Source organism: Shewanella oncorhynchi, assembly GCF_012584455.1.
Taxonomy (GTDB): domain Bacteria; phylum Pseudomonadota; class Gammaproteobacteria; order Enterobacterales; family Shewanellaceae; genus Shewanella; species Shewanella oncorhynchi.
The window spans coordinates 82,260-104,562 of record NZ_JABAEB010000005.1 but is presented as its reverse complement, the minus strand read 5'-3'; the positions used below and the strand labels follow the sequence as shown (position 1 = coordinate 104,562).

17 protein-coding genes and 1 riboswitch are annotated in these 22,303 nt (G+C 46.7%); of the genes, 7 read left to right on the top strand and 10 right to left on the bottom strand.

Features of this window, described 5'->3' with window-relative positions:
• The first annotated feature begins 265 nt into the window (after positions 1 to 265).
• Complete coding sequence (locus tag HGO26_RS09220) at positions 266 to 1,954, top strand: NAD-dependent malic enzyme (protein ID WP_105250164.1); 1,689 nt, start codon at positions 266 to 268, stop codon at positions 1,952 to 1,954.
• 128 nt (positions 1,955 to 2,082) lie between these two features.
• Here HGO26_RS09220 and HGO26_RS09215 read toward each other — a convergent pair whose 3' ends face one another.
• Positions 2,083 to 2,517, bottom strand: a complete 435-nt coding sequence (locus tag HGO26_RS09215; protein WP_168824739.1) for a DUF3069 domain-containing protein — start codon at positions 2,515 to 2,517, stop codon at positions 2,083 to 2,085.
• A gap of 31 nt (positions 2,518 to 2,548) precedes the next feature.
• Positions 2,549 to 3,073 (bottom strand): phosphatase PAP2 family protein, encoded by a 525-nt coding sequence (locus HGO26_RS09210; RefSeq protein WP_113939058.1) that lies wholly within the window; start codon positions 3,071 to 3,073, stop codon positions 2,549 to 2,551.
• 220 nt (positions 3,074 to 3,293) lie between these two features.
• On the opposite strand from HGO26_RS09210, the gene HGO26_RS09205 reads away from it, so the two are divergent.
• Positions 3,294 to 5,150 (top strand): tetratricopeptide repeat-containing diguanylate cyclase, encoded by a 1,857-nt coding sequence (locus tag HGO26_RS09205; protein ID WP_425596656.1) that lies wholly within the window; start codon positions 3,294 to 3,296, stop codon positions 5,148 to 5,150.
• Here HGO26_RS09205 and HGO26_RS09200 read toward each other — a convergent pair.
• Positions 5,147 to 5,944 carry a substrate-binding periplasmic protein gene (locus HGO26_RS09200; RefSeq protein ID WP_028761670.1) on the bottom strand — a complete coding sequence of 266 codons (798 nt, stop codon included), beginning with the start codon at positions 5,942 to 5,944 and terminating at the stop codon, positions 5,147 to 5,149. The two genes, HGO26_RS09205 and HGO26_RS09200, sit on opposite strands and share 4 nt — an antisense overlap.
• Positions 5,945 to 6,118: 174 nt before the next feature.
• Here HGO26_RS09200 and queG point away from each other — a divergent pair, with 174 nt between their 5' ends.
• The gene (gene queG, locus HGO26_RS09195) at positions 6,119 to 7,321 is read left to right on the top strand and encodes a tRNA epoxyqueuosine(34) reductase QueG (RefSeq protein WP_168824734.1); all 1,203 of its coding nucleotides are present in this window, start codon (positions 6,119 to 6,121) and stop codon (positions 7,319 to 7,321) included.
• A 105-nt stretch (positions 7,322 to 7,426) separates the two neighbouring features.
• Here queG and metE read toward each other — a convergent pair whose 3' ends face one another.
• Positions 7,427 to 9,697, bottom strand: coding sequence for a 5-methyltetrahydropteroyltriglutamate--homocysteine S-methyltransferase (gene metE / locus HGO26_RS09190; RefSeq protein WP_168824732.1), 2,271 nt, complete (start codon positions 9,695 to 9,697; stop codon positions 7,427 to 7,429).
• A gap of 200 nt (positions 9,698 to 9,897) precedes the next feature.
• Between metE and HGO26_RS09185 the strand changes: the two genes are divergently transcribed.
• Positions 9,898 to 10,803, top strand: coding sequence for a LysR family transcriptional regulator (locus HGO26_RS09185; RefSeq protein ID WP_105250171.1), 906 nt, complete (start codon positions 9,898 to 9,900; stop codon positions 10,801 to 10,803).
• A gap of 80 nt (positions 10,804 to 10,883) precedes the next feature.
• Here the strand turns inward: HGO26_RS09185 and HGO26_RS09180 are convergent, their stop codons facing one another.
• The 4 genes from HGO26_RS09180 to HGO26_RS09165 form a co-directional block, all read right to left on the bottom strand.
• Positions 10,884 to 11,612 carry an HDOD domain-containing protein gene (locus HGO26_RS09180; protein WP_105250172.1) on the bottom strand — a complete coding sequence of 243 codons (729 nt, stop codon included), beginning with the start codon at positions 11,610 to 11,612 and terminating at the stop codon, positions 10,884 to 10,886.
• A 279-nt stretch (positions 11,613 to 11,891) separates the two neighbouring features.
• Positions 11,892 to 13,853, bottom strand: a complete 1,962-nt coding sequence (locus HGO26_RS09175; protein WP_168824730.1) for a TonB-dependent receptor — start codon at positions 13,851 to 13,853, stop codon at positions 11,892 to 11,894.
• Between the two features lie 109 nt (positions 13,854 to 13,962).
• Positions 13,963 to 14,197: riboswitch (cobalamin riboswitch) on the bottom strand.
• 134 nt (positions 14,198 to 14,331) lie between these two features.
• Complete coding sequence (locus HGO26_RS09170; protein WP_168824728.1) at positions 14,332 to 15,774, bottom strand: RCC1 domain-containing protein; 1,443 nt, start codon at positions 15,772 to 15,774, stop codon at positions 14,332 to 14,334.
• Positions 15,775 to 15,777: 3 nt separating this feature from the next.
• Positions 15,778 to 17,112, bottom strand: a complete 1,335-nt coding sequence (locus HGO26_RS09165; RefSeq protein ID WP_168824726.1) for a DEAD/DEAH box helicase family protein — start codon at positions 17,110 to 17,112, stop codon at positions 15,778 to 15,780.
• Positions 17,113 to 17,315: 203 nt separating this feature from the next.
• Here HGO26_RS09165 and rihA point away from each other — a divergent pair, with 203 nt between their 5' ends.
• From rihA to azu, 3 genes are all read left to right on the top strand, one after another.
• On the top strand, positions 17,316 to 18,272 hold the full coding sequence (gene rihA / locus HGO26_RS09160) for a pyrimidine-specific ribonucleoside hydrolase RihA (RefSeq protein ID WP_168824724.1): 957 nt from the start codon (positions 17,316 to 17,318) through the stop codon (positions 18,270 to 18,272).
• Between the two features lie 19 nt (positions 18,273 to 18,291).
• Positions 18,292 to 19,203 carry a ribokinase gene (gene rbsK / locus HGO26_RS09155; protein WP_168824722.1) on the top strand — a complete coding sequence of 304 codons (912 nt, stop codon included), beginning with the start codon at positions 18,292 to 18,294 and terminating at the stop codon, positions 19,201 to 19,203.
• Positions 19,204 to 19,496: 293 nt separating this feature from the next.
• Positions 19,497 to 19,973 (top strand): azurin, encoded by a 477-nt coding sequence (gene azu / locus HGO26_RS09150; RefSeq protein ID WP_028759449.1) that lies wholly within the window; start codon positions 19,497 to 19,499, stop codon positions 19,971 to 19,973.
• A gap of 99 nt (positions 19,974 to 20,072) precedes the next feature.
• Here the strand turns inward: azu and HGO26_RS09145 are convergent, their stop codons facing one another.
• Together HGO26_RS09145 and HGO26_RS09140 are read right to left on the bottom strand one after the other, a co-directional pair.
• Positions 20,073 to 21,257, bottom strand: a complete 1,185-nt coding sequence (locus HGO26_RS09145; RefSeq protein WP_168824720.1) for a DUF3103 domain-containing protein — start codon at positions 21,255 to 21,257, stop codon at positions 20,073 to 20,075.
• A 380-nt stretch (positions 21,258 to 21,637) separates the two neighbouring features.
• Complete coding sequence (locus tag HGO26_RS09140) at positions 21,638 to 21,940, bottom strand: DUF3622 domain-containing protein (protein WP_105250177.1); 303 nt, start codon at positions 21,938 to 21,940, stop codon at positions 21,638 to 21,640.
• Positions 21,941 to 22,303: the final 363 nt, after the last annotated feature.

Sequence of the window (22,303 nt, the reverse complement as noted above, 5' to 3'; positions counted from 1 at the left end):
AAACTTATGACATAAAACGCAGCTTAGGCTGCGTTTTTTTATATCCGTTTTTATCTACACCTGAGCTTGTTTGGATATAAACAAGACCTTAACAATTCCATCTCAACAACCTCAGAAATCCTGTTTAAAACAGCTGACTTTTTTACTGCTGCAAAAAAAACCACAAATACCTCGTTCCACGGACAACAAAGATCACATTTCATGATAACCTTACGTGACTTACAGCACGTATTGACCACTTAAACAATAACTCAAAAGGTTACCCATGGACGATAATAAACGCCCCCTCTATCTTCCGTTTGCAGGACCTGCCATTCTTGAAGCCCCACTGATTAACAAGGGCAGTGCATTTTCTGAAGAAGAGCGTATTTTCTTTAACCTCGAAGGCTTAGTCCCCTATGCCATTGAAACGATTGAGGAGCAGGCTTCTCGCGCCTACGATCAATTTAGAAGTTTCAATAACGACTTAGACAAGCATATTTACCTACGTAATATCCAAGACACAAACGAGACCTTATTTTATCGTTTAGTGCAAAATAACATCAGCGAGATGATGCCCATCATCTATACGCCGACGGTAGGTTTAGCTTGTGAACGTTTCTCGAAAAACTATCGCCGCAACCGTGGTTTGTTTATCTCCTATCCAAACAAAGATAGGATCGATGACATCCTCAATAACTCGACTCGTCAAAAAGTTAAAATCATAGTAGTCACTGATGGTGAACGTATTTTAGGCCTTGGCGATCAAGGTATTGGCGGCATGGGGATCCCTATCGGTAAGCTGTCACTCTACACTAGCTGTGGCGGTATCAGTCCGGCTTATACCCTGCCTATTACCTTAGATGTAGGCACAGATAATCCGCAGTTGTTAGAAGATCCTATGTATATGGGTTGGCGCCATCCACGCATCGGTGGCGAAGAATATGCCGAGTTTATCGAAGCCTTTATGCAAGCTGTACATGTGCGTTGGCCAGACACTTTAATTCAGTTCGAAGACTTTGCCCAAAAGAATGCCATGCCGATCCTAGAGCGTTATAAGGATCGCTATTGCTGCTTTAACGATGATATTCAAGGTACTGCTGCGGTTGCCGTTGGTTGCTTGCTCGCCGCGTGTAAGGCTGCGGGCACTGAATTGAATCAACAACGTATCGCCTTCCTTGGTGCTGGTAGTGCCGGTTGCGGTATTGCCGAAGCTATCGTGGCACAAATGGTGTCTGAAGGGATCAGCGACGAGCAAGCTCGCACTCAAGTGTGTATGGTTGACCGTTGGGGCTTATTGCTCGACAACATGCCTAACCTGTTGCCATTCCAGCAAAAATTAGCGCAGAAATGCACCAACATCCAAAACTGGAGCAATTTCAGCGACAATATTTCACTGCTCGATGTGGTTAACAACGCCAAGCCGACAGTGCTGATTGGGGTATCTGGCGTTCCGGGTCTCTTCACCGAAGAAATTATCCGTGCTATGCACAGCCATTGTGCTCGCCCGATTATTTTCCCTATGTCGAACCCCACCAGCCGCGTAGAAGCGACACCGAAGGACATTTTGCATTGGACCTCAGGTCAAGCACTCGTCGCTACGGGCAGCCCATTCGAGCCTGTGGTTGTCGATGGTGAAACCTATGAAATTGCCCAGTGCAACAACAGCTTTATCTTCCCAGGTATTGGCTTAGGCGTATTAGCTTCTGGCGCACGTCACGTATCCGATGCCATGCTGATGGCTTCAAGTCGCGCACTTGCCGAATGTTCGCCACTGGCAATCGATGGTACAGGTCCACTACTGCCTAAACTGGAAGATATCCATGCGGTGAGTAAGCATATTGCTTTCGCCGTCGGTAAAGTCGCAGTTGAACAAGGGTTAACGCTGCCAATGAGCGATGAGATCTTACAGCAGTCGATTGAAGGCAATTTCTGGAGTCCAGAATATCGCCGTTACAAACGCACTTCGTTCTAAGCATAGCGTTGCCGCGACTCAAGTCGTGGCAAAGCAGCTTTAGCTAAGCGTTTGTGCCAACAAAAAGCCCGTCACTGCAAAGTGACGGGCTTTTTGATTTTCAGACTCAGCGCTTATTTCAATAAAAACTAAGGCGCCATCACCTGTTTAAAGCTATTGAGCAAAGCACGATCGGTACGCGCTTTCTTCAACTTACGTAGGCTTTCTTTGAGCGATTCATCGGCTAAGCGCGTAAAAATACCATTATATTCTTGCTCTTGGATTGCACTATCGGTATCGGCTTGCTCAGAAATTTCTTGGGCGACACGACTCAATTGCAACCAAGCATTCGCAATATAGAAACCGTGGAATGCGGCTTGTTCCATTAGATTACGTGCACTGGCAGGTAAAGATGTCCAAGCTTGGCTAAATTTACCTTCCCTGTCTTCCAACAGTTCGGCACACAAACCTTGGTACGCTGCTAATAAGTCGCCCGGTAATTTAGCCATTGGTAACACTTTATTCGCAACATTGTAAGAAATCTGCTCGGCAGTTTCACGGTAAATAGCTGATAATTCGCTCATAAAAATCTCGATTCGCATCCCAAAAATAGAGTTAAAACTGGCCACTCACATATAAACCATAAACGCCGTTACCCGCAATCGGCGTAACTGTAATCCCCTCATAGGGTTGAGTAAAATACCACCCCGCCAGCGCTCCAATCGCCGCGCCAGCTAACACATCCTCGAGGTAATGCTGGTCGCTCGCCACTCGAGTGTAGCCCACATAAGATGCGGCAACATAGGCAGGTAAACCATATTGCCAACCATAGCGCTGCTGAATAAACGTCGCCGCCATAAAGCTGTCAGAGGTATGACCCGATGGAAACGAATCATCGCCACTATCGTCTGGCCTGTCTTTACTCACACCATACTTAAGACCTTCAACAATTAACCGACTCGACACCGCTGCCTGAATTAACTGCCAACTACCATCATAACCCTCTTCATAAAACAAGGTCGCACCCATCGCAGTAGCGGGTAATAATAAATGTAATACATCGCCAGAGGTTTCTAAATCTGAGCCTGCCCAGCTAGTGCCACTCATCATGAATAATGCAGCACAGAGTAATTTCTTCAAGGGTGATTCCTTTGTGGGATAATAACCAAGGCGGAGTTTATACCTTGATCATTAACCGAATGCAAAATTGCTATACATCTATATTCAAAATGAACAAACAAGTTATGCTAAGCTAATAATTAGCTATTGATTTTAATTCGAACAGGAATCTTTTTTGCTACATCAACTTAGGTATTTATCATTCTCCTTATTGCTGCTTCTACTGCCGCTCAGCAACGCTATGGCAGAAGAAAAGACTCAGGTTGATAAAATATTTGCAAGATTTGAAAGCGGCGTCCCTATGACCCGTGAAGAAATCGAAAGCAATCTAGTGTTATTAAGCAAACTAATTTCGACTGACGATGTCACCCGTCATGAAAAGCTGCAACTGCTTAAATGCTGGGATCAGAATACAGAAAACGACACCGCTATTGCACTGGCACTTAAAAATACTAACCAAGCACTGAGCAATATTCTGCCAACCGCCTCCCCCCATTTCATTACCGACCTCACGCTCTGCCGCTCTTGGTTTCTGCAATTAAGTGGTGACATGGATGGCGCGATGGAAGGCTATAATCTCAGTGTTAAACGTGCCTATGAGCATGAAGACCTTAAGCTAATCGCCGACTCGCGCAGCATTCGCGGCGCACTTTACTCTTATATTGGCGATTTTTCTGCGGCATTAGACGATCTCGTCACAGCGCAAGATCTCTATGAATCACTCAATTTAAGCGGTTGGGCTAACATTAACCTTGCCGATGTTGCTACCAGTTTTAGACGTTATGGCGATCCCCAAAGTGCAATCCGCTATTACACCAAACTCAAAGCTCTCTATCTAAAAAACAATAACCAAGAACAGGCAATGTATGTCAACTCAGACATTGGCCTTGCCTTAGATGAACTCGGTGAACATCAACAGGCCGTAGATAGTTTCTTAGTAAGTTATCAATACTTCAAGGAACATCAGCAGGAAAAAGTGGCAGCAACTATGGCAACGAATATTGCCTACAGCTTAATCAAACTCAATCGTCTAAACGAAGCCGAAAAGTATTTAATCGAAGCCGATACTGTTATTAATGAAAAAGATCTGACCGATTACAGCTTCATGAAGCTTTTTATGGCCGATATAAAGTTTCAACAAGCTCGCTATAAAGAGGCGCTTACCGAACTTGAGCAAGGGGAAAAAGCCTTTCGCACTCTGCAGAATAATCGGGGACTCACTCAACTGCTGCAGCTTAAAAGTAACATATATGTGGCTATGAATGATTTATCTGCCGCCTACGGAGCGCTGCAAGAATTTGTTACCCTAACAAAAAAAGTCGATGGCAATTCTCTCTCCCATCATACGACAGAATTAAAGGTCAAGTTTGATACGAGTCGGATTGAATCTGAAAATCAACGCTTGATTGAAAACCAAAACCTTAAAGAACAAGAGCTCGCGCTACTTGAAAAGAACAAATCACTGCAACACATTATCCTATTACTAGCGGGCTTTATCCTGACGATAGTTTCTATATTCGCTTATAAACAAGTACATAGAAATCGCCAACTGCAAGTTATTGCCCTCACGGATTATCTTACCAAACTCCCTAATCGTCGGCATATTTATGCCCAAGCCGCAAAATATTTTCAGCAAGCCTTAAAACATCAAAGCCCTTTTTCAGTGATTATTTTTGATGCGGATCACTTCAAAAAAATCAATGATAACTTCGGCCATGAATTAGGCGATCGCGCCCTTATGACCATTGCAAATGCAGGCCGAGCCTTATCAGGTAATAAAGACCTCGTTGGCCGCATCGGTGGTGAAGAGTTTTTAATCCTATTGCCTAACACTGATGCCACACGTGCGTTAGCGCTAGCGCATCAATTGCAGAACCATATTAGCCGCCTTAGCGCACAGAATTTACCAGCAGAACTCAAATTAACCGTTAGCGCTGGTGTCGCCACTTTAGAACCACAAAATAATACGGAAGATGCATATCAAGATAAAGATTTTGCCACCTTGCTAAAGCGGGCCGACAATGCTCTTTATGAGGCTAAAAATGCGGGCAGAAATTGTGTGAAATCAGCCAAGAATGAGGCTTTAAGAGAGAATTAAACGGCCTTATGCCAAAACACTTGATGTTGTAATGGCGGTGGCAAAGTGCCAAACCATGTCTGATACAAACGACTAAATTCACCTGAGTCTTTCATTTTCTCAAGCTCTGTTTGCCAACTGATAACGGTTGCCGCCGATGTCCCTTTAGAAAAAGCTAAATAGAGATTAATCTCCGATACTACAAACACTTGGCGGATATCTGTCTCACTCGCACCCACTTCTTCGAGTATCTGCTTTACCGCAAGATCCGCTTGGCACCAAAAACGAATTCGAGAAAACAGCAACTGTTTCGCCGATTGCTGTGGAAAACTCGCCACCAGCAAATTATCCACGCCCGCTTGTTGTAGCAACTGCGCACCCGCCGATTCCCGATAAACCCCCACAATATCTGTCGATTGAAGTTCAGCAAGTTGATCGAGAGCGATGGGATCTGCCGCCCTTGCGTACAATGCAATTTTGCTGGTCGCAATAGGACCGATAAAATCAAACTGCTCAGCTCGCTCATCATTAATTGACGTAGCAAAAAGTAAAACGTTCGCTGAGGTATTGGCAATCGAATACGCCCGAGCCCAAGGTAACACATCAATTTTTTCACTCTGACCCAGTCTTGATTGCAAAGTATTGACTAAGTCCACCGCAAAACCTTGCGGCACACCATTTTGCTCGTAACTCATGGGAGGCCAAGCTTCGGTCACCAATTTCAACTTGTCAGGCGCCGCAAAAACAAGATTAGGCATCAGGCCTAATAAGCTCATCGCAAGAAAACACGCCCTAAGGGGAAACGCACTCAGCATACGAATACCAAACGATAAACATTAGACCTAATCATAGACTCAATCCCAACTGCAAATAAACAAATACCCCAAAGAAAATATCGCCTCACGCCCCCTTCTGAGTAAACTCGTCCTCAATAAGTGAAAACTGCTATCATATTGCCACCTAGCCAAGAGCCTCGCTGCCATCAATTCATGTCAACTTTAGCCAATCAAACCCCAAGCCAATCCTATGCCAGCATGCTGTCGCGGCTCGCTCTGCAAATTAAAACGTGGGGAAAAGCACTCGGATTTGCGCAGGTTGGCATTTGCGATACGGATTTAACCGCTGAAGAAGCCAAACTCCAAGCATGGCTAGACAAAGGTTTTCATGGCGAAATGGCCTATATGGCTACCCATGGCATGATGCGCGCTCGCCCGCAAGAACTGCATCCGGGCACAGTGCGGGTGATCTCCGTACGGATGGACTATTTACCACCCGAAGCTGGCTTTGCAACGAATCTCACCGATCCCAACTTAGGTTATATTTCCCGTTATGCCGGAGGTCGCGACTATCACAAGTTGATCCGCGCTCGACTTAAAAAGCTGGGAGATCAAATCAGTGCAGAGTTAGTTTCTCTCGGTTTCGATGCTGCTGACTTTCGCCCCTTTGTTGACTCAGCCCCTGTACTTGAGCGCCCCCTAGCCGAAAAAGCCGGTATAGGCTGGACAGGTAAACACTCACTCATACTCAACCATGAGGCTGGCAGTTGGTTCTTTTTAGGTGAGCTACTGATCAATTTGCCTCTACCTGTGGATATTCCCATTCAAGAAGGCTGTAACACTTGTGTCGCCTGCATTACCTCCTGTCCAACGGGTGCAATCGTAGAACCTTATGTGGTCGATGGCAGACGCTGTATTTCCTATCTCACCATTGAGTTGCAGGGCGCTATTCCCGAAGAATTTAGGCCACTCATGGGCAATCGCATCTATGGCTGCGATGATTGCCAACTCGCGTGTCCCATCAATCGCCAAGCGCCGCTGACTGAAGAAACTGACTTTCATATTCGTCCGCAGTTAAAGCAACCTGACCTTCTCAGCCTTTTTGCTTGGAGCGAGGCCGAGTTTCTTAAACAAACTGAAGGCAGCGCCATTCGCCGCATTGGACATAAACGTTGGCTACGTAATATTGCAGTAGCACTGGGTAACGCTCCCGCAAGCCCAAGGATTATTGCCGCACTTAACGCCCGCAATCACAGCGAAGATATCGATGAGATAGTGCGTGAGCATATTGAATGGGCGCTTAATGCCCAGCAATCGCGCCTTGCTGAAAGCGCTGCAACTGAACAACAAAAAGCCCGCCGCAAAACCGAGCGCATGGTGCGCATTATCGAAAAAGGCTTACCGCGAGATGCTTAAGTTAGTCGGCAAGCAATAAACAACAACGGATGCGTAAGCATCCGCTGTTACTAATTCAATAAGCTCAATAAGCTCAGTAAAAAAATATTTCACTCAAGCATAATATTAACCAAGGCGGTGACGTAGTTCTCGCGTGGCATCGACCATGTTTTTCAGTGCAGGTTCAACTTCATCCCAAGTACGGGTTTTTAGGCCGCAATCTGGATTGACCCACAGCTGACGTACGGGCACTTTTTGCGCCGCTTTCTCAATTAAGTGCACCATGGCCTCCACACTTGGGGTGTTTGGCGAGTGAATGTCATACACACCGGGGCCGATTTCATTGGGATATTCAAAATCTTCAAAGGCGTTGAGTAACTCCATCCGTGAACGCGAAGTCTCGATAGTAATCACATCGGCATCCATGGCGGCAATCGCGGCAATCGTGTCGTTAAACTCGCTGTAACACATGTGGGTGTGGATTTGAGTCTCATCAGTCACGCCAGCAGCGCTGAGTTTAAAGGCATTGACCGCCCAATCTAAGTAGGCTTGCCATTCACTTTGTTTCAATGGCAGACCTTCACGGAAGGCGGGCTCATCGATTTGTATAATGCCAATACCGGCATTTTGTAAATCCACCACTTCATCACGAATCGCCAGCGCCAGCTGAGTCGCAATCACATCGCGGCCGATATCTTCACGGGCGAATGACCAATGCAGAATCGTCACCGGGCCAGTCAGCATGCCTTTTACAGGCTTGTCGGTAAGACTTTGGGCAAACTCGGCCCAATCGACCGTCATCGCATTTGGACGACTAACATCACCATAGATCAACGGTGGCTTAACACAGCGTGAACCATAACTTTGCACCCAACCATTTTTGGTAAAGCCAACGCCCGCAAGCTGCTCACCAAAGTATTCCACCATATCGTTGCGCTCGGCCTCACCATGAACCAGTACATCGATACCAAGTTTAAGCTGGCGGTCGATAGTATCGCGGGTGACTTGTTGTAATTGCTCTGTATATTGTGCATCACTCAGATCGCCCTTGCGCCAGCGACTGCGTAGTCCACGGATTGCTGGTGTTTGTGGGAAGGAGCCAATGGTGGTGGTCGGCAACAGAGGTAAACGGTATTTCTGCTGCTGCACTGCTTGGCGTACGTTGAAATCACTGACGCGCTCATAATCGGCAGATGTCAACGCGGCAACGCGGGCAATCACTTGACTGTCGGCGGCCTGCGCTTTCGCCTCACGGCGTGCCAAACAGGTTTGCACAATCTCTTTTGCCGCGGCCGATTCAGGTGCCAGTAGCAATTGGCGCACATTGGCCAGTTCGAGTAATTTTTGCTTCGCAAACGCGAGTTGTTGACGCAGCGCGGGCTCAAGCGTGGCTTCCACCTCTAAATCCACAGGGCTATGCAGGAGTGAGCAAGAAGTACCGATCCATAAACGATCTCCTAGATCACGGGCCACCGCGCCTATGCGTTCGGCAATCAAATCCGCCTCTGCCGCCCACACGTTGCGACCATTAACCACACCCGCCGACAAAATTTGATCTTGACCAAGCGCATTGGCAAAGACTGCCAATTGATCTGGCGCTGTGACTAAATCGACATGCAACCCCGCAACTGGCAAAGCCGATACCAGCGCTTGATGGTGTGCGATACCGCCGTAATAACTGGTAAGAAGGATCTTCACCTTCGCAGTGCTGAGGGCTTGATACGCCTCAGTGATCGCCGCTTGCCATTCGCCATCTAACTCCAATGCGAGAATGGGCTCATCGAGCTGCACCCATTGCACTCCCTGAGCAGCAAAACGCGCCAAAATGTCAGTATAAGCAGCTAATAAATTGGGTAACAAGCTTAACTTATCAAACTCTTGGCCCACGGTTTTAGCAAGGAACAAGTAGCTAACAGGGCCGAGTAGCACAGGTTTTGCTTTATAACCTAAGGACTGCGCTTCGCTGACTTCATCAAAGAACTGCTCATAGGCAATCGAAAACTCTTGGTTTTGGCTGAGCTCAGGTACCAGATAGTGATAGTTAGTATTGAAATACTTGGTCATTTCAGAGGCTGGCGCATCTTGGCCCGTTGGCGCTCTGCCGCGGGCAACACGGAATAAAGTATCGAGATCGATTGCCCCTTCACCACGATGACGATCAGGAATGGCATTTAAAGTCGCGCTTAAGGTCAGCACTTGATCATAAAAGGCAAAATCGCCTACGGGAACTTGCTCAATGCCCGCAGCAGCTTGCCACTGCCAATGGGTGCGGCGAAGTTCACTCGCCACTTCACGTAATTGTGCCTGAGTGCTCTCACCACGCCAGTATTTTTCTAAGGCAAATTTCAATTCACGACGACGCCCAATACGGGGAAACCCAAGACTATTTAATTGCATACTCTATCTTCCTTTATTTGAGATAAGCCATATTCGGCACTTGCACCCACCAGATTGTTTTCTCTTGGCACTTTTCAGCATTTCAGCCTTGATAAATAACAATGGGCGTCTGGACGTCTAGAAGTTTATTGTGTTAGTCTCTATGCCAGCAACCGAATTGATTTCAAGCACAACATGAGCGAAATTCACTTGGAGTGAACATGATCGAACTAAGACACCTGCGAACCTTAATGGCCCTGAAAGAAAGCGGCAGTTTGGCGGGCGCAGCCAAAAAACGTTTTGTCACTCAATCCGCCCTCTCCCACCAGATTAAGGAGTTGGAGCAAAGGATTAACTCGCCCATTTTTGTGCGTAAGAGTAAGCCACTGTCATTCACCCAAGAAGGTGCACGCCTGTTGCATCTGGCCGAAGAGATTTTGCCTAAGGTGTTAGAAACAGAGACAGATTTGAAGAATGGGCTGGAAACCGAAACCAATCAGTTGCGTGTCGGCATTGAGTGCCATAGCTGTTTTCGCTGGTTAATGCCTGTAATGGAGCAATTTAGGCAAGATCATCCGGCAGCCGAGTTAGACTTGTCGAGCCGTCATCTGTTCGACTCGCTCAATGCCTTAGAAATGGGTGAACTGGATATTGTATTAACCTCAGATCCTGTGCCTGGGCATTCACTCGCCTACCAGCATTTGTTTGATTTTGAAGTGAAGTTAGTGGTTGCTAAGGATCATCCTTTAGCGAAAGAAGCCTATGTCACCCCTAAGCAATTAGCACACTTGCCTATTATCAGTTATCCAGTGCCGTTGACGCGTTTAGACATTTATCGCCACTTTTTAGAGCCTGCGGGCATAGAGGCAGGCGAGCAAAAAACCTGTGATTTAACCATGATGTTATTGCAACGCATCGCCTGTAAAGATGGCATAGCCGCACTGCCAAGTTGGTCGATTAATGAAGGACATGGACTGAGTCTCGCTACGGTAAAACTCGGCCAAGAAGGTCTGAAACGACCGCTATTTGGTGCCTATCGCCGCCACAGTGCTAACTCTGCATTGATCCAAAATTGGTTACAACTGGTGGCGAGGGAAGGTTTATCCCGCCAGCAGAAGACGAATTAATGCGGGTGACATAGAGTAAAAAAGCCTGCGAATACAGGCTTGTTTATTGAGTCAAATGACTATTTCATAGCATCGACAAATTACAGCGGATTCATCAACAATCCACGCATAGACAAGACACGGCGCAGTATCAACCCTGATGAATTAGGATTACGGGTCTGACGCAAATTATGGGCGATCATAAACTCTTGACGCAGATCCTGATCGAGATCTAAGGCCTCGAACGCTTCGATGGTTAAGGTCTGTTGTTGATTATCAATCAATGACTTAATCACACTTAAAGGAAATGACTGTTCGGCATTAGCATTTAAATAGGCAAATGCGGTCAGTGCGATAATTTGGCCGAACACACTGAACAGAGCTAAGGTTTGTACTTCGTCAGCATCAACCTCCACACCTTCCATATCCGCTAAGCTATCTACCGCATCCGTTGCAATATCTTCAGTCAACTTCCAATAACCTTGGACCAACTTTTTATAGGGCTGTGGCAGTTCATCGAGGCGTTCTTTTAAATAGAACGTAAAGGCGTAGCGATAGATATTAACTTGACCTAAGCGGATCAAAGCTTCTTTCAACGAACGAGTTTTGTGATTTTCCACTACAGCAGCCTGTGCGGAATTACTGCGCATAAGCATGTGCGCTGCCAATGCGGGATCGCTCGAGATAATGTCAATCACATTACGAATGTCGCCTTCAGCAAGGATCGCTTTTTTGAGTGGAATTAGAATTCCTCGGCGGCCAATCACTTGCTCTTCGTTCGCTATGATAGCTCTAACTTGAGTAAAAACCTGTTGCTCAAGATCAGTCATAAGACACTTTACACCTGTTTATTAACAATAAGATGATTCGATTACAGTCCACATCATACCTAAAATACTAAGAATTTCAGCCATAAACAGCAGAGTAAAATATAAATTACTCCTATTTAGTGATGACTGCCCGCTAACACTATAGATAACGACAATTAAACCACTCTACTAAAACGATATTCAAGACTATACCTATTTTAAGATTTATTCTTTGAACTCAGCGTAAAAAATAAAAAGCCAGACTCAGTCTGGCTTTGTTATTAGATAGCTCATTAATATTTAGAAGCGGTAGCCCACAGTGAAACGAATATCACGGCCTCGACCAGAATAGTAACTATCCCCCCAATCGCCACCGTAATAACCTGCACTGACATAATCTTTATCGAATACATTATCGATACGCAGACTGGCAAGCCAAGCATCACGATTATAATTCAAGGCTAAATTACCAAGCACGTAACTTGCTAGCTTATCACCTTCGTTAGCGTTATCGCCTTCGATAAAACGATCACCCGTGTAGATAGCTTCGACAAATACTTGGAAATGCTCAGCAAAATCCATGCTGACATAACCGCGTCCCGTGTGTTTTGCCACCCAAGATAGCTCTTTGCCATCGTTAGCACCATCGGTAAATTCGGCGTCGGTATAGTTATATTCCAGCCCTAGCTGCAGCGCTTTAGTGATCTGCCAATCCCAATCGGCACCCGCGCCATAACGACGAGAAGCGTCGGCATTGACGTTTGCACCGTTGAAATTTCCACCTATGGGTTTAACTGCACTCGAATCATAAACAATTTCATCCTCTAAATCGAGACGATATAGGCTGACTCGCAGGGTTTGACTAGCGACAGCCCAATCCCAACCCGCCTCATAGGAACGGCCTGTTTGCGGCTTTAAGCCAAATACGCCCGGCGATGTATAAGCTTGCTCATCCACTTTGGCAAAACGGAAGTTATCATCAGCGCGCACATAGAGTCTGTGCTCCGCAGTTGGGCGGTAATTTAAACCCAGTTCGAATGCGTGGGCATTTTCGTCTAAATCCATGCCATTAGGATAGACATTGCCATCGACTAACTCATCGGTCACCCGCGCATATCGTCCACCCACAACGTAACTTAAAGTATGACTTAAAGGCACTGTAGCTTGTAGATAGGCGCTTTGCATTTGCTGCACATTACTGCGCGCCATAGTGTCAAAATCAGCCTTACCACGGCTGATGTCTAAACCTGTGACTAGGCTTAGCTCGCCTTGACGGGTACTGTAATTCGCTAACGCTTTAGGGCTAAACATTAACAGTGAGCGTGTGTTATGGCTGTTCGCCCCCCAATTAAGAGAAGACACTAAGGTATCGCTGTAATCTAAATCCGCCGCCAGCGCCCAGTTTTGATTAAGCTGATGCTGGTAACCCGTTCGCGCCGCAGTGGTCATCTCGTGGGCATACTCTACCTTATTTGATGAAGCACGGGGATCGTCTTTAAATTGCTTTTCAGTAAGCGAGCCCGGATTTTCACGATCGCTATCGTAGTAGCTGGTTTCAACAAAGAACGAGTCTGTGGCTGTTTTATATTGAATGCGGCCAAGAATAGAGCCGGTTTCGTTGGCATTATGCTGGCGATAGTTGTCACCTTGGTTGTAACTACCGGTGAAAAAGTAACGCCAATCTTTGTTGATCGCGCCAGACACATCACCACGACCTTCATAGGTATCAAAACTGCCGCCGGATAACTGCACGCTGCCGCCAGTATTTTCAGGGGACTTAGTGACAATATTAATCACCCCGCCCACGGCTTGGTCACCATAAAGTACACCCGCACTACCCGATAAAATTTCAATACGATCCACTTGATTAAGCGGAATGGCATTAAGGCTAGGTGCGGCGATATCGATATTATTGAGACGACGACCATCAAGTAAAATCAGCGTGTTATTAACGGCAGTGCTGGCGCTAAAACCGCGCATCGCAAAGCTAGTTCCAATATTGTTATCCGAAATTTGAATACCGCTTTGACCGCGTAAGACGTCGGTCAAATTAGTCGCGCCACTCATTTCAATCGCGGCTGCATCAATCACATTCACATTGGCGGCAATATTTAAGGGGGTCTTATCAGAGCGGCCGATCACGACAAGATGCTCGTCAACTTTAGCTGTGCTGGTATCGTCAGCCGCCATAACGGGCGCGATAATTGAAAAACTGCAAAGGCTGCCGATCAGCAGCGCGATTTTTGTTGGATTTGTTCCCATTTTACCTTTAACTCCTGCAAGGAAAACGGGGCATTGACGCCACGATACCGTTAATTCAGTCGTAAATACTGACGGTGATTATCGCATTTTGAGATCTGCCCACCGAAATCTCAAAAACACCTTTAGGGCCGGTCTCCGGACTTAGGCTATGTTAATCCATTAAAAGTTAGATTAACGCGAGACTGACCTTTTACATTCTGACTTTCGGGTTCAGTCTTGAACACACCAATCAAACGCGGTCTTCTCTCACCTTTTACCGTTGCGGGGGCAGTGCCAGAATTTCACTGGCTTCCCGATTATCTCACGACACTATCATCGTAAGCACCACAGAAGGTTGACTCAAAATTAGGTTCAAAGGGCGTACAATCTGTTAACGCCCAACAAGGCTCAGAGCATATCAGACCTGAGCGCGCGCATTATAGACGTCTATACGGATGAAAGTCCATTAATCTCAGATTAGCGAGAAAACTCACATGAGCTAGAAAACACCATCCCAGTTTTTTGCCGCAGGTTTTGGTCTGTCTTTGCTCAAAATCGCCTGACGCTGCTCAGGGGTTTCGCATTGGGCAACGGGGGTAAAATCCAGCGGTTTAATCACTAACGAGTCAGCAGGTTGCACTGGCGACTTGTCGAACATTGGCAAATTCATCGACCAAGAGACCAGCTCCCCATTTTCGCTGATGCCAACATAACCGTCATTTGCGCCATCTAACCAAGTGAGTCGCGGAATACGTGCAATCAACTTTTCCACATTTTCACGGTTGGCGCGATAACCAACAGGTACCACTTTGCCATCGGGACGGGTAAACACAAAGGAGGCAGGCCCTCGAGTAATGACGCTGCCTTCCTGCCAATATTTATCAAGAATCTCTTGGGCATAGTGAAACCCAAACATATGAGCGTAATCAGTATCGTCGGCTACAATTTGCGGCACGGCCTTATCCCGCAGTAATAAAAAGCCTGAGCCGATGCTGATAATCTCTTTTACCCCTGTGATATCGGTTTTTTGAATCCAATCGACACCACAGTTAATCCCATCGCCCCAAAAATGCGCATCCCCCGTAGGACTTAAAATCGCAAAGGCACAATTGTTTGCCGTCATACTCGCCACATCCTTTAAGGCGCTGCGGATCGAGTAAGCATCACTGCGCCAACCCCAACTCACCACAGTGCCGTCCTTTTTCAAGGCGGCATAGGTGTGTTGAAAATATTCGATCTTCGCCACATCCGTAAGCTGCGGGAGTAACTTTTTCATATTGGTCGACTCTTCAACCTGCCCCCAAATCACCGCGCTACCTTCTTTTTTGAGGGCGACAAAACTGCGACCTCTGGCAAAGATATCGACAACATCAACTAATTGATCCTGCACATGTAAGCTATTGCCGCCGTAGGGGCCATAACCCCAAGTGTGTACCTTGCCATTAGCATCAAGGGCCGCAATGGCCTCTTGATTAGCGAACAACTTGGTAATATTGGTCATGCGGTTTTGCAGGGCTTTGTCGAGGCTCAATTTCCCCACATTACCCCAGTAAACCACAGTGCCATCTTGACGTAGCGCGGCAAACCCGTCCTTAACTGGGACGATTTGCTTAACTTGCTTAAGCTGCTCCGTCACCTCCCGGCTATCACCGCCAGCATAACTGTCACCCCAAGTGATCACCTCACCGGATTTAGTTAACGCCGCAAAGGCCGAACTGTTGGTGACCACAGTCTCGACTGCGGGTAAATCACAGGGAATATGGCGATACTGTGGACTCGGATTTTCCTTAAGTTGGAGCAATTTGCCGTTATCAAACTGCAATAAGGATTCCTTATCATTTTCGAACACGGTTAAGGGTTTCGGCTGACTACAAGCCGTTAATTGCAGGGCGATTAAAACTGACACGAATGCCAAAGGGCGAGGAATTGAATAAGACTGCATAACTTATTTCCTTGTCGTTGCTGAAAACGTGAGTTGCTGAATATGTTGCGCTACTTTATCCGATAATGACTCGATTATCGGCCTCAATGCGCGCTGAAAACCATGATTCATATCTAACCGAGACAATAGTGCTTGTGCATGTTTATCAGTGGTCTGCGCGCTATCAAGGCTGAGGGTTTGAAGCGCCATCGTCTGGCCAAATGCCGCTAAAATCACCGCTTGCACAGGGCTAACACTTGGCTCCGGCGCGCTACGCGTATCATCGAGCACCCATTTAACTAACCAAAGTAAATATTCGATACGGGCTGCAAGGTCGACACTGCATTTTTTTTCATCCTCCAAGCCAAAACTGAGCTCCTTGGCATAACAAAGTGCCTCCAATGCCTTGAGCTTTTCTGCCGATAATGTCAGTGCAAAAGGGAGCTGCGCAGTGCGAGTCATCAGCACAAAGGTTGCCAAGGTTCTTGCTGTTAAGGCTTGATTGCAACGGGCTAACATCGCGAGCGCTAAGTCGTGAAACCCTAATGAACTCAAGCGATAAAAGCTAATCATCACAATAGTTTCATCTATCGATTCCAGCTGTTTTTTGCTTGGTGCAGATTGCATTTGGGCAAATAAGGCAACAAAACTTGGGTATAACTCAGGGCAATGGCCAATATGGTCGGCCGCTTCCCATACCAGAATATTAGCGGCTGGGTGGCGCCTGTAGGTTTCAAGCAAATTGATAATTCCAACGTAATCTTGCTGATCCCCTAAACGCTTGAGTATTGGGATATAACGAGACTCAGCCCAGCAAATTCTTAAAGGAGTCGAACAGAAATAGCCCACCAGCAAACCCAATAATAAGCTTGCAGTACCAAAGGCAAAGTCCCACTTGGCGAGATCGCGGGTTAATTTAAGGTCTGCACTTGCACGGGTTGGTGCATCAGGAAGGTAGCTCACAGCACTTTGCGCATAATGGGGCCCTAATGCCCACGGCGTATCACCCTGCGGCGGAGCTAATTGATAAGTCGCACGGCAATCAACACCATCAAGCCCCCACTGACGAATCACCTCGCCCTCGGCGGTGTGATATTCCACTAAGCAAACCAATCTTTGGCGAGAAATGCCGTTCGAACCTCGTTCACTCCGATACTCAGTTTCAATCACCCGGCCAATGGCAACATCGCCACGCACTTCAAGCTGATTGACCAAATACCACTTTTGCCATCCTTCAGTGATAAAAAAGGCCGCAAGACTCAAGATTAAAATGGGAGGTAAGGTAAACAAGAGTACTTCGAGCCCCCCCCAACCTCGCTCGGGTGCGCTAGAGGTTAACTTACTGCGATTAATCAACACGCCAAAACGTCCTTATCATTCCATGATGCTTAAGCATTAAATGAATTTTGTTTGTGCCTACAGCGGGGCGCAATTTTAGCAGCTTATTGATAAAAATCAGAAAAAGCTCACAGTTTACTGTAAAGACACCATCACACTCATCGCCCCCCCGCTTGAACATGCTATTCTAAGCCCCCATCACCGCTGTTTAAAGGAGTAACAGTATGACTCGCCCTATTATTCTGGATTGCGATCCCGGCCATGACGACGCTATTGCGCTCATTTTAGCTCTCGCCCATCCAGAGCTGGTTCCACTGGCCGTCACCACCAGCGCCGGTAACCAAACGCCGGATAAAACGCTCAATAATGCCCTGCGGATCTTAACCTTATTAAATCGCAGTGATATTCCTGTCGCTGGCGGTGCAGTCAAGCCATTAGCTCGCGAATTAATCATTGCCGACAATGTCCATGGTGAAACCGGACTCGACGGCCCTGCATTGCCTAATCCAAGTTTTAGTCCTCAAGCCATTACCGCAGTTGAATTAATGGCGCAGCAAATTCGCCAAAGTCATCAGCCAGTAACCTTAATTCCCACAGGACCACTCACCAATATCGCGCTTTTGCTCGCCAGCCACCGCGAATTACACGCCAAGATCGAACGCATAGTGCTAATGGGCGGTGCAGCCGGTGTCGGCAATTGGACACCAGCCGCCGAGTTTAATATTTTTGTCGACCCCGAAGCCGCCGATATTGTCTTTAAATCCGGTATTCCCATCACTATGTGTGGGCTCGATGTGACTCATCAGGCGCAAATCATGGATGAAGACATAGAACGCATTCGCGCGATTCAAAATCCAATTGCTCAGTGCGTCGCCGAATTATTGGATTTCTTTATGATTTACCACAGAGATCCTAAATGGGGCTTTATTGGTGCGCCATTGCACGACCCCTGCACTATCGCTTGGTTGCTTAAACCTGAGCTATTTGAGGCGCAAGATTGCTGGGTAAGTATTGAAACCCAAAGTGAGTTGACCTTAGGCATGACAGTGGTCGATCGCTATCAGCTAACAGGTAAAGCCGCCAATGCGACTGTGCTGTTTGGGCTCGATAGGCAAGGCTTTGTCGATTTACTGGTAGACAGTTTACGCGTCTATGATGCAACTTATCTCAATCGCAGATAAAAATGACAGTGAGTCTTCTATGAGCCAGATACTCGTTATCGGCAGTGCAAATGCCGACCATGTGATGAAATTTGAGTACCTGCCCGCTGCAGGGCAAACCTTAATGAGCCGAGATTATCGCCTCGAACTGGGCGGTAAGGGGGCCAATCAAGCCGTCGCCTGCGCGCGCTTAGCCAAATCAGGTTCACGCACTGATTTTATCTGCCATCTCGGCCAAGACAGTATCGGCGATGATATGCGTCAAAGCTGGATGAAAGATGGCATCAGCACGGAAGGGATCCGCCAAATAGCCGGACTGAGCACAGGCACTGCCATGATTTTTATCGGTGATAACGGTGAGAATACGATTGGCGTTGCCGCAGGTGCTAACGCCAGCCTTTCACCTGATGACTTAGAAGCTCATTACGCCCTGTTTGCTAATGCTGAGTACTTGTTAACACAATTGGAAACGCCCGCTGCCACAGTGGCAAAGGCGCTGCAAATAGCCAAGAATCTTGGCGTGACGACTGTACTAAATCCTGCTCCAGCGACGGCACTTGGCCAAGATGTACTCAAGTGGGTAGATATTATTACCCCCAATGAAACCGAAGCAGAAGCCTTAACGGGAGTTGAGATCAACCATATTGATGATGCACACATGGCAGCGCAACTTCTCCACCAGCAGGGAGTAAAGATTGTGGTCATTACCTTAGGTAGCCGTGGCGCATTTATCAGCAGCCCAGGTTTTAATGGGCTAATACCTGCGTTTGAAGTGCAGGCCATAGACACAGTCGCCGCAGGGGATACCTTCAATGGCGCCTTAGTTGTGGGCTTAAGCGAGGGCATGTCGATTGCTGCAGCCGTGGGATTTGCCAATGCAGCCAGTGCCATTACTGTCACTCGCCCAGGCGCACAACGTGCGATTCCCTATCGACAGGAGCTTTCGTACTAAAAACGTAAGACGTTCTGAAGTAGACGCCCTGCGTTAGAACAAAAAATTATAATTTATAAATCAAACACATAAATAATAGTTCCTGAGTACTTAGTTCACTCCAAATAAGTACTCACCTATGTTTACCGCTAACAATTTTGCCGCCAATAACGATGCAAGCTTTCAACCTAAAGTTGCATATACATAATTTACACGCTGATTTCATTCCCATTTAATGAAGATTGCTTATGCTAGCAGGTGCATGTCCGAGTCAAAACGGCTCGGCTACCCTTGTTCAAATAAGGAAGTACCAGATGAAAGCAAAAAGCACAGCTTTACGTAACGTGACCAGCACTAGCCTAATCGGCCTAGGATTATTATTCGCTAGCCAAGCGAGTGCCAACGAATGTGAACTGAAAATTGCCGCCACTGATGCAATGCAATTTGACACTAAAGAGCTGTCTGTACCTGCAAGCTGTAAAGAAGTGACCTTAACCTTAACCCACTCAGGCACTTTGCCAAAAGCAGCGATGGGCCATAACTGGGTATTAACTAAGGCAGCCGATATGTCAGCCGTAGCGACCGAAGGTATGAGTGCAGGTCCTGATGCAGCCTATGTCAAAGCCGGTGATACGCGCGTTATCGCACACACTGATTTAGTGGGCGGTGGCGAATCAACGTCTATCACCTTTAGCACTGCCGGTATGAGCGCCACCGAAGCCTACCAATTCTTCTGCAGCTTCCCAGGTCACTGGGCGATTATGCAAGGCAGTTTCAAGTTAAAAGCTTAAGGTGAATGGCTTAGCCTAACGTTAAGTGATAAAAACAAAAAAGCGGATCTTAGGATCCGCTTTTACATTTCAGCCATTGCATTTAGCCGCACTAATTCATCATGGTCTTGGTTGGATGACTAATGGCGCAAAGCTCGTCATCGTATTACCGTTAGCGCCGTTCAAGTTAGGATATTCAACCCCTTCCTGTAAAGTGTAATACACGTCGACAAAGTCATCGTCATTGGTGAACCAAGCATCCGGCATCACACTTAAAATACCATTGGTAATTTGCGGGATCAGCGCATAACCCTGAGCTTCAGGATCTGGGATCGACTTTAAGATCTGCTCCGCCGCTTCCAACAGCTTAGTGGCCAACACTTTATAGTTAGTACCATCGTCATGCTCCATTAAGATCATGTCCGCAGCCGCCCAACGATAACGCTCCCAATGTATGATGATTTGATTCGGATAATAGGTCGTATCCGCATAATCTAAATAGGGCATTTCGACGATATCGAGCACTGGCTCTTCACGGCTTGGATCAACCCCAGTCACTATGCCGTAAATTTCGGCACGACCAGAAATCCACGGCTCATGGTCATCCTTCAAGGATATTTGCTTGATCACTGTGGTTGAAATCGGCTTGTCTGCCACCGCCTGTGTTTGCGCACGGCTCAGTAGCGCGCCCTCTTTTTTCGCTGACTGCGCCTCGGCAAATGTCGCCCGCATCACCTCTAAGCCAGCCACAAAGGCTTTTTTGCTATCGATACCGACCACAAACACTGGCTGCTGCGGCAGGTTATACACGTCTAATTGATGCACTTGCCCATGAATATCAAAGGCTTCAATATAATCCCACTGACGCTCGTCACCATCGGGCTCATAGGCAAATAAAGGAGACTCACCTTGCTGCCATGGGGTTAACATGGCTTCATCCGCTAGACGCACTTGCACCAGAGAATCTGCTTTGGCACTTAAGCCCTTCACTCGGCGAATTGATGCATCGGCTTTGGTGATCACATGATCATTGAGCCTATGCTGAGACAGAATGTCATCGGCATTCACTGCTAACTGATACTGGTTTATTTCAGTCTGTAAGATAGGCGCAAGCTGCGCATATTGATGGCTTAAATCTAACGCCAATGCCCGCTTTGTATTGGTTAACTGCGCTTGTGCATCCAAAGTCGAATCCTTTAGCGACGCTTGTAGTAAGCGTAACGCCTCTCCATCTAAGGCTTGGCCATAACTCAGGGTTGCCGAAGCCGACAAACACAGCAATAAACTGGATTGAAGTAGTTTCATAGGAGTTCCCTTACCTTGATAAAGTTAAACGTGCGTTCGAATTCCTTACATATGAGCACAGAGCAGCATCTAAGTAAATCAAATGATAATAGTTATCGTTAATTATTAGTGGTATAGGGTACGTAATCCCGACTAAATGCGATAAAAACAAGCTAATGACAGCATCAGTAGATCAGTCCAGCCGAACAGAGTGTATGAAGATAAACGAGGAAATAGAATGAAATGAATTGATATGCACAGTTTCGCGAGCGACAAAAACACAAAAGGCAGATCTTAAGATCTGCCTTTTGCTGTTCATCGCCAGAGTAACGTTTCAGAACCCGTTATGCGCGCCCTAACAGTCACACTGGCTTGATAAGACAAGGTTAAACAAATGAGTGTTACTCTTCGTCGAAATCATCTTCATCAAGATCTTCGGCATCAGTAGCCGCTTCAGCCGCTAATGCTGCGGCTAATTTTGCTTTAGCTTGTTTCTCTGAACGACGTTTATTGCGCTCAGTTAACGTGCCTAAAAACACTTGTAATTCAGTTAAGCCCCAAGCTTGCGCTTCGGCTTCAGTCGCAAAGCCATCGTGGCTCTTAGACACAACTGTTTTAGTTGATGTCATGCGACGAGTGATTTCAGTTTTCCAACCGTTGTCGCCCTGTGTCACGCGAAAATCGTATTTTTTGCCCTTGCTCATTCTGCTCTATTTCCTAAATGATGCTTGTCACGTTTGTCTTATCAAGCGAACCAAACGCTCATCATAAAACAAAAGGAGCGCAGTGTACTTGATTTCGGCCCAGAAAGATCGCCCAGATGAAAATATTCATGCCAGTTTCATCGACTCGCTCAGTGGAGTCAATGCTCACATCTAAAGCAACACTGTACATATATCCCGACCGTCCTCTGTCTAAGGCAGTTTATCGCAAGCTAGCGTGCCTTAGATAATCGTCGTGCAAACGGTATATATTCTTGTTTATGTCATACAAATAGGCTTTTTCAGTCACATTAACACTTTAGAGTTTCTGATTAATGTTAATAATTTACATCATTACTCATAGGT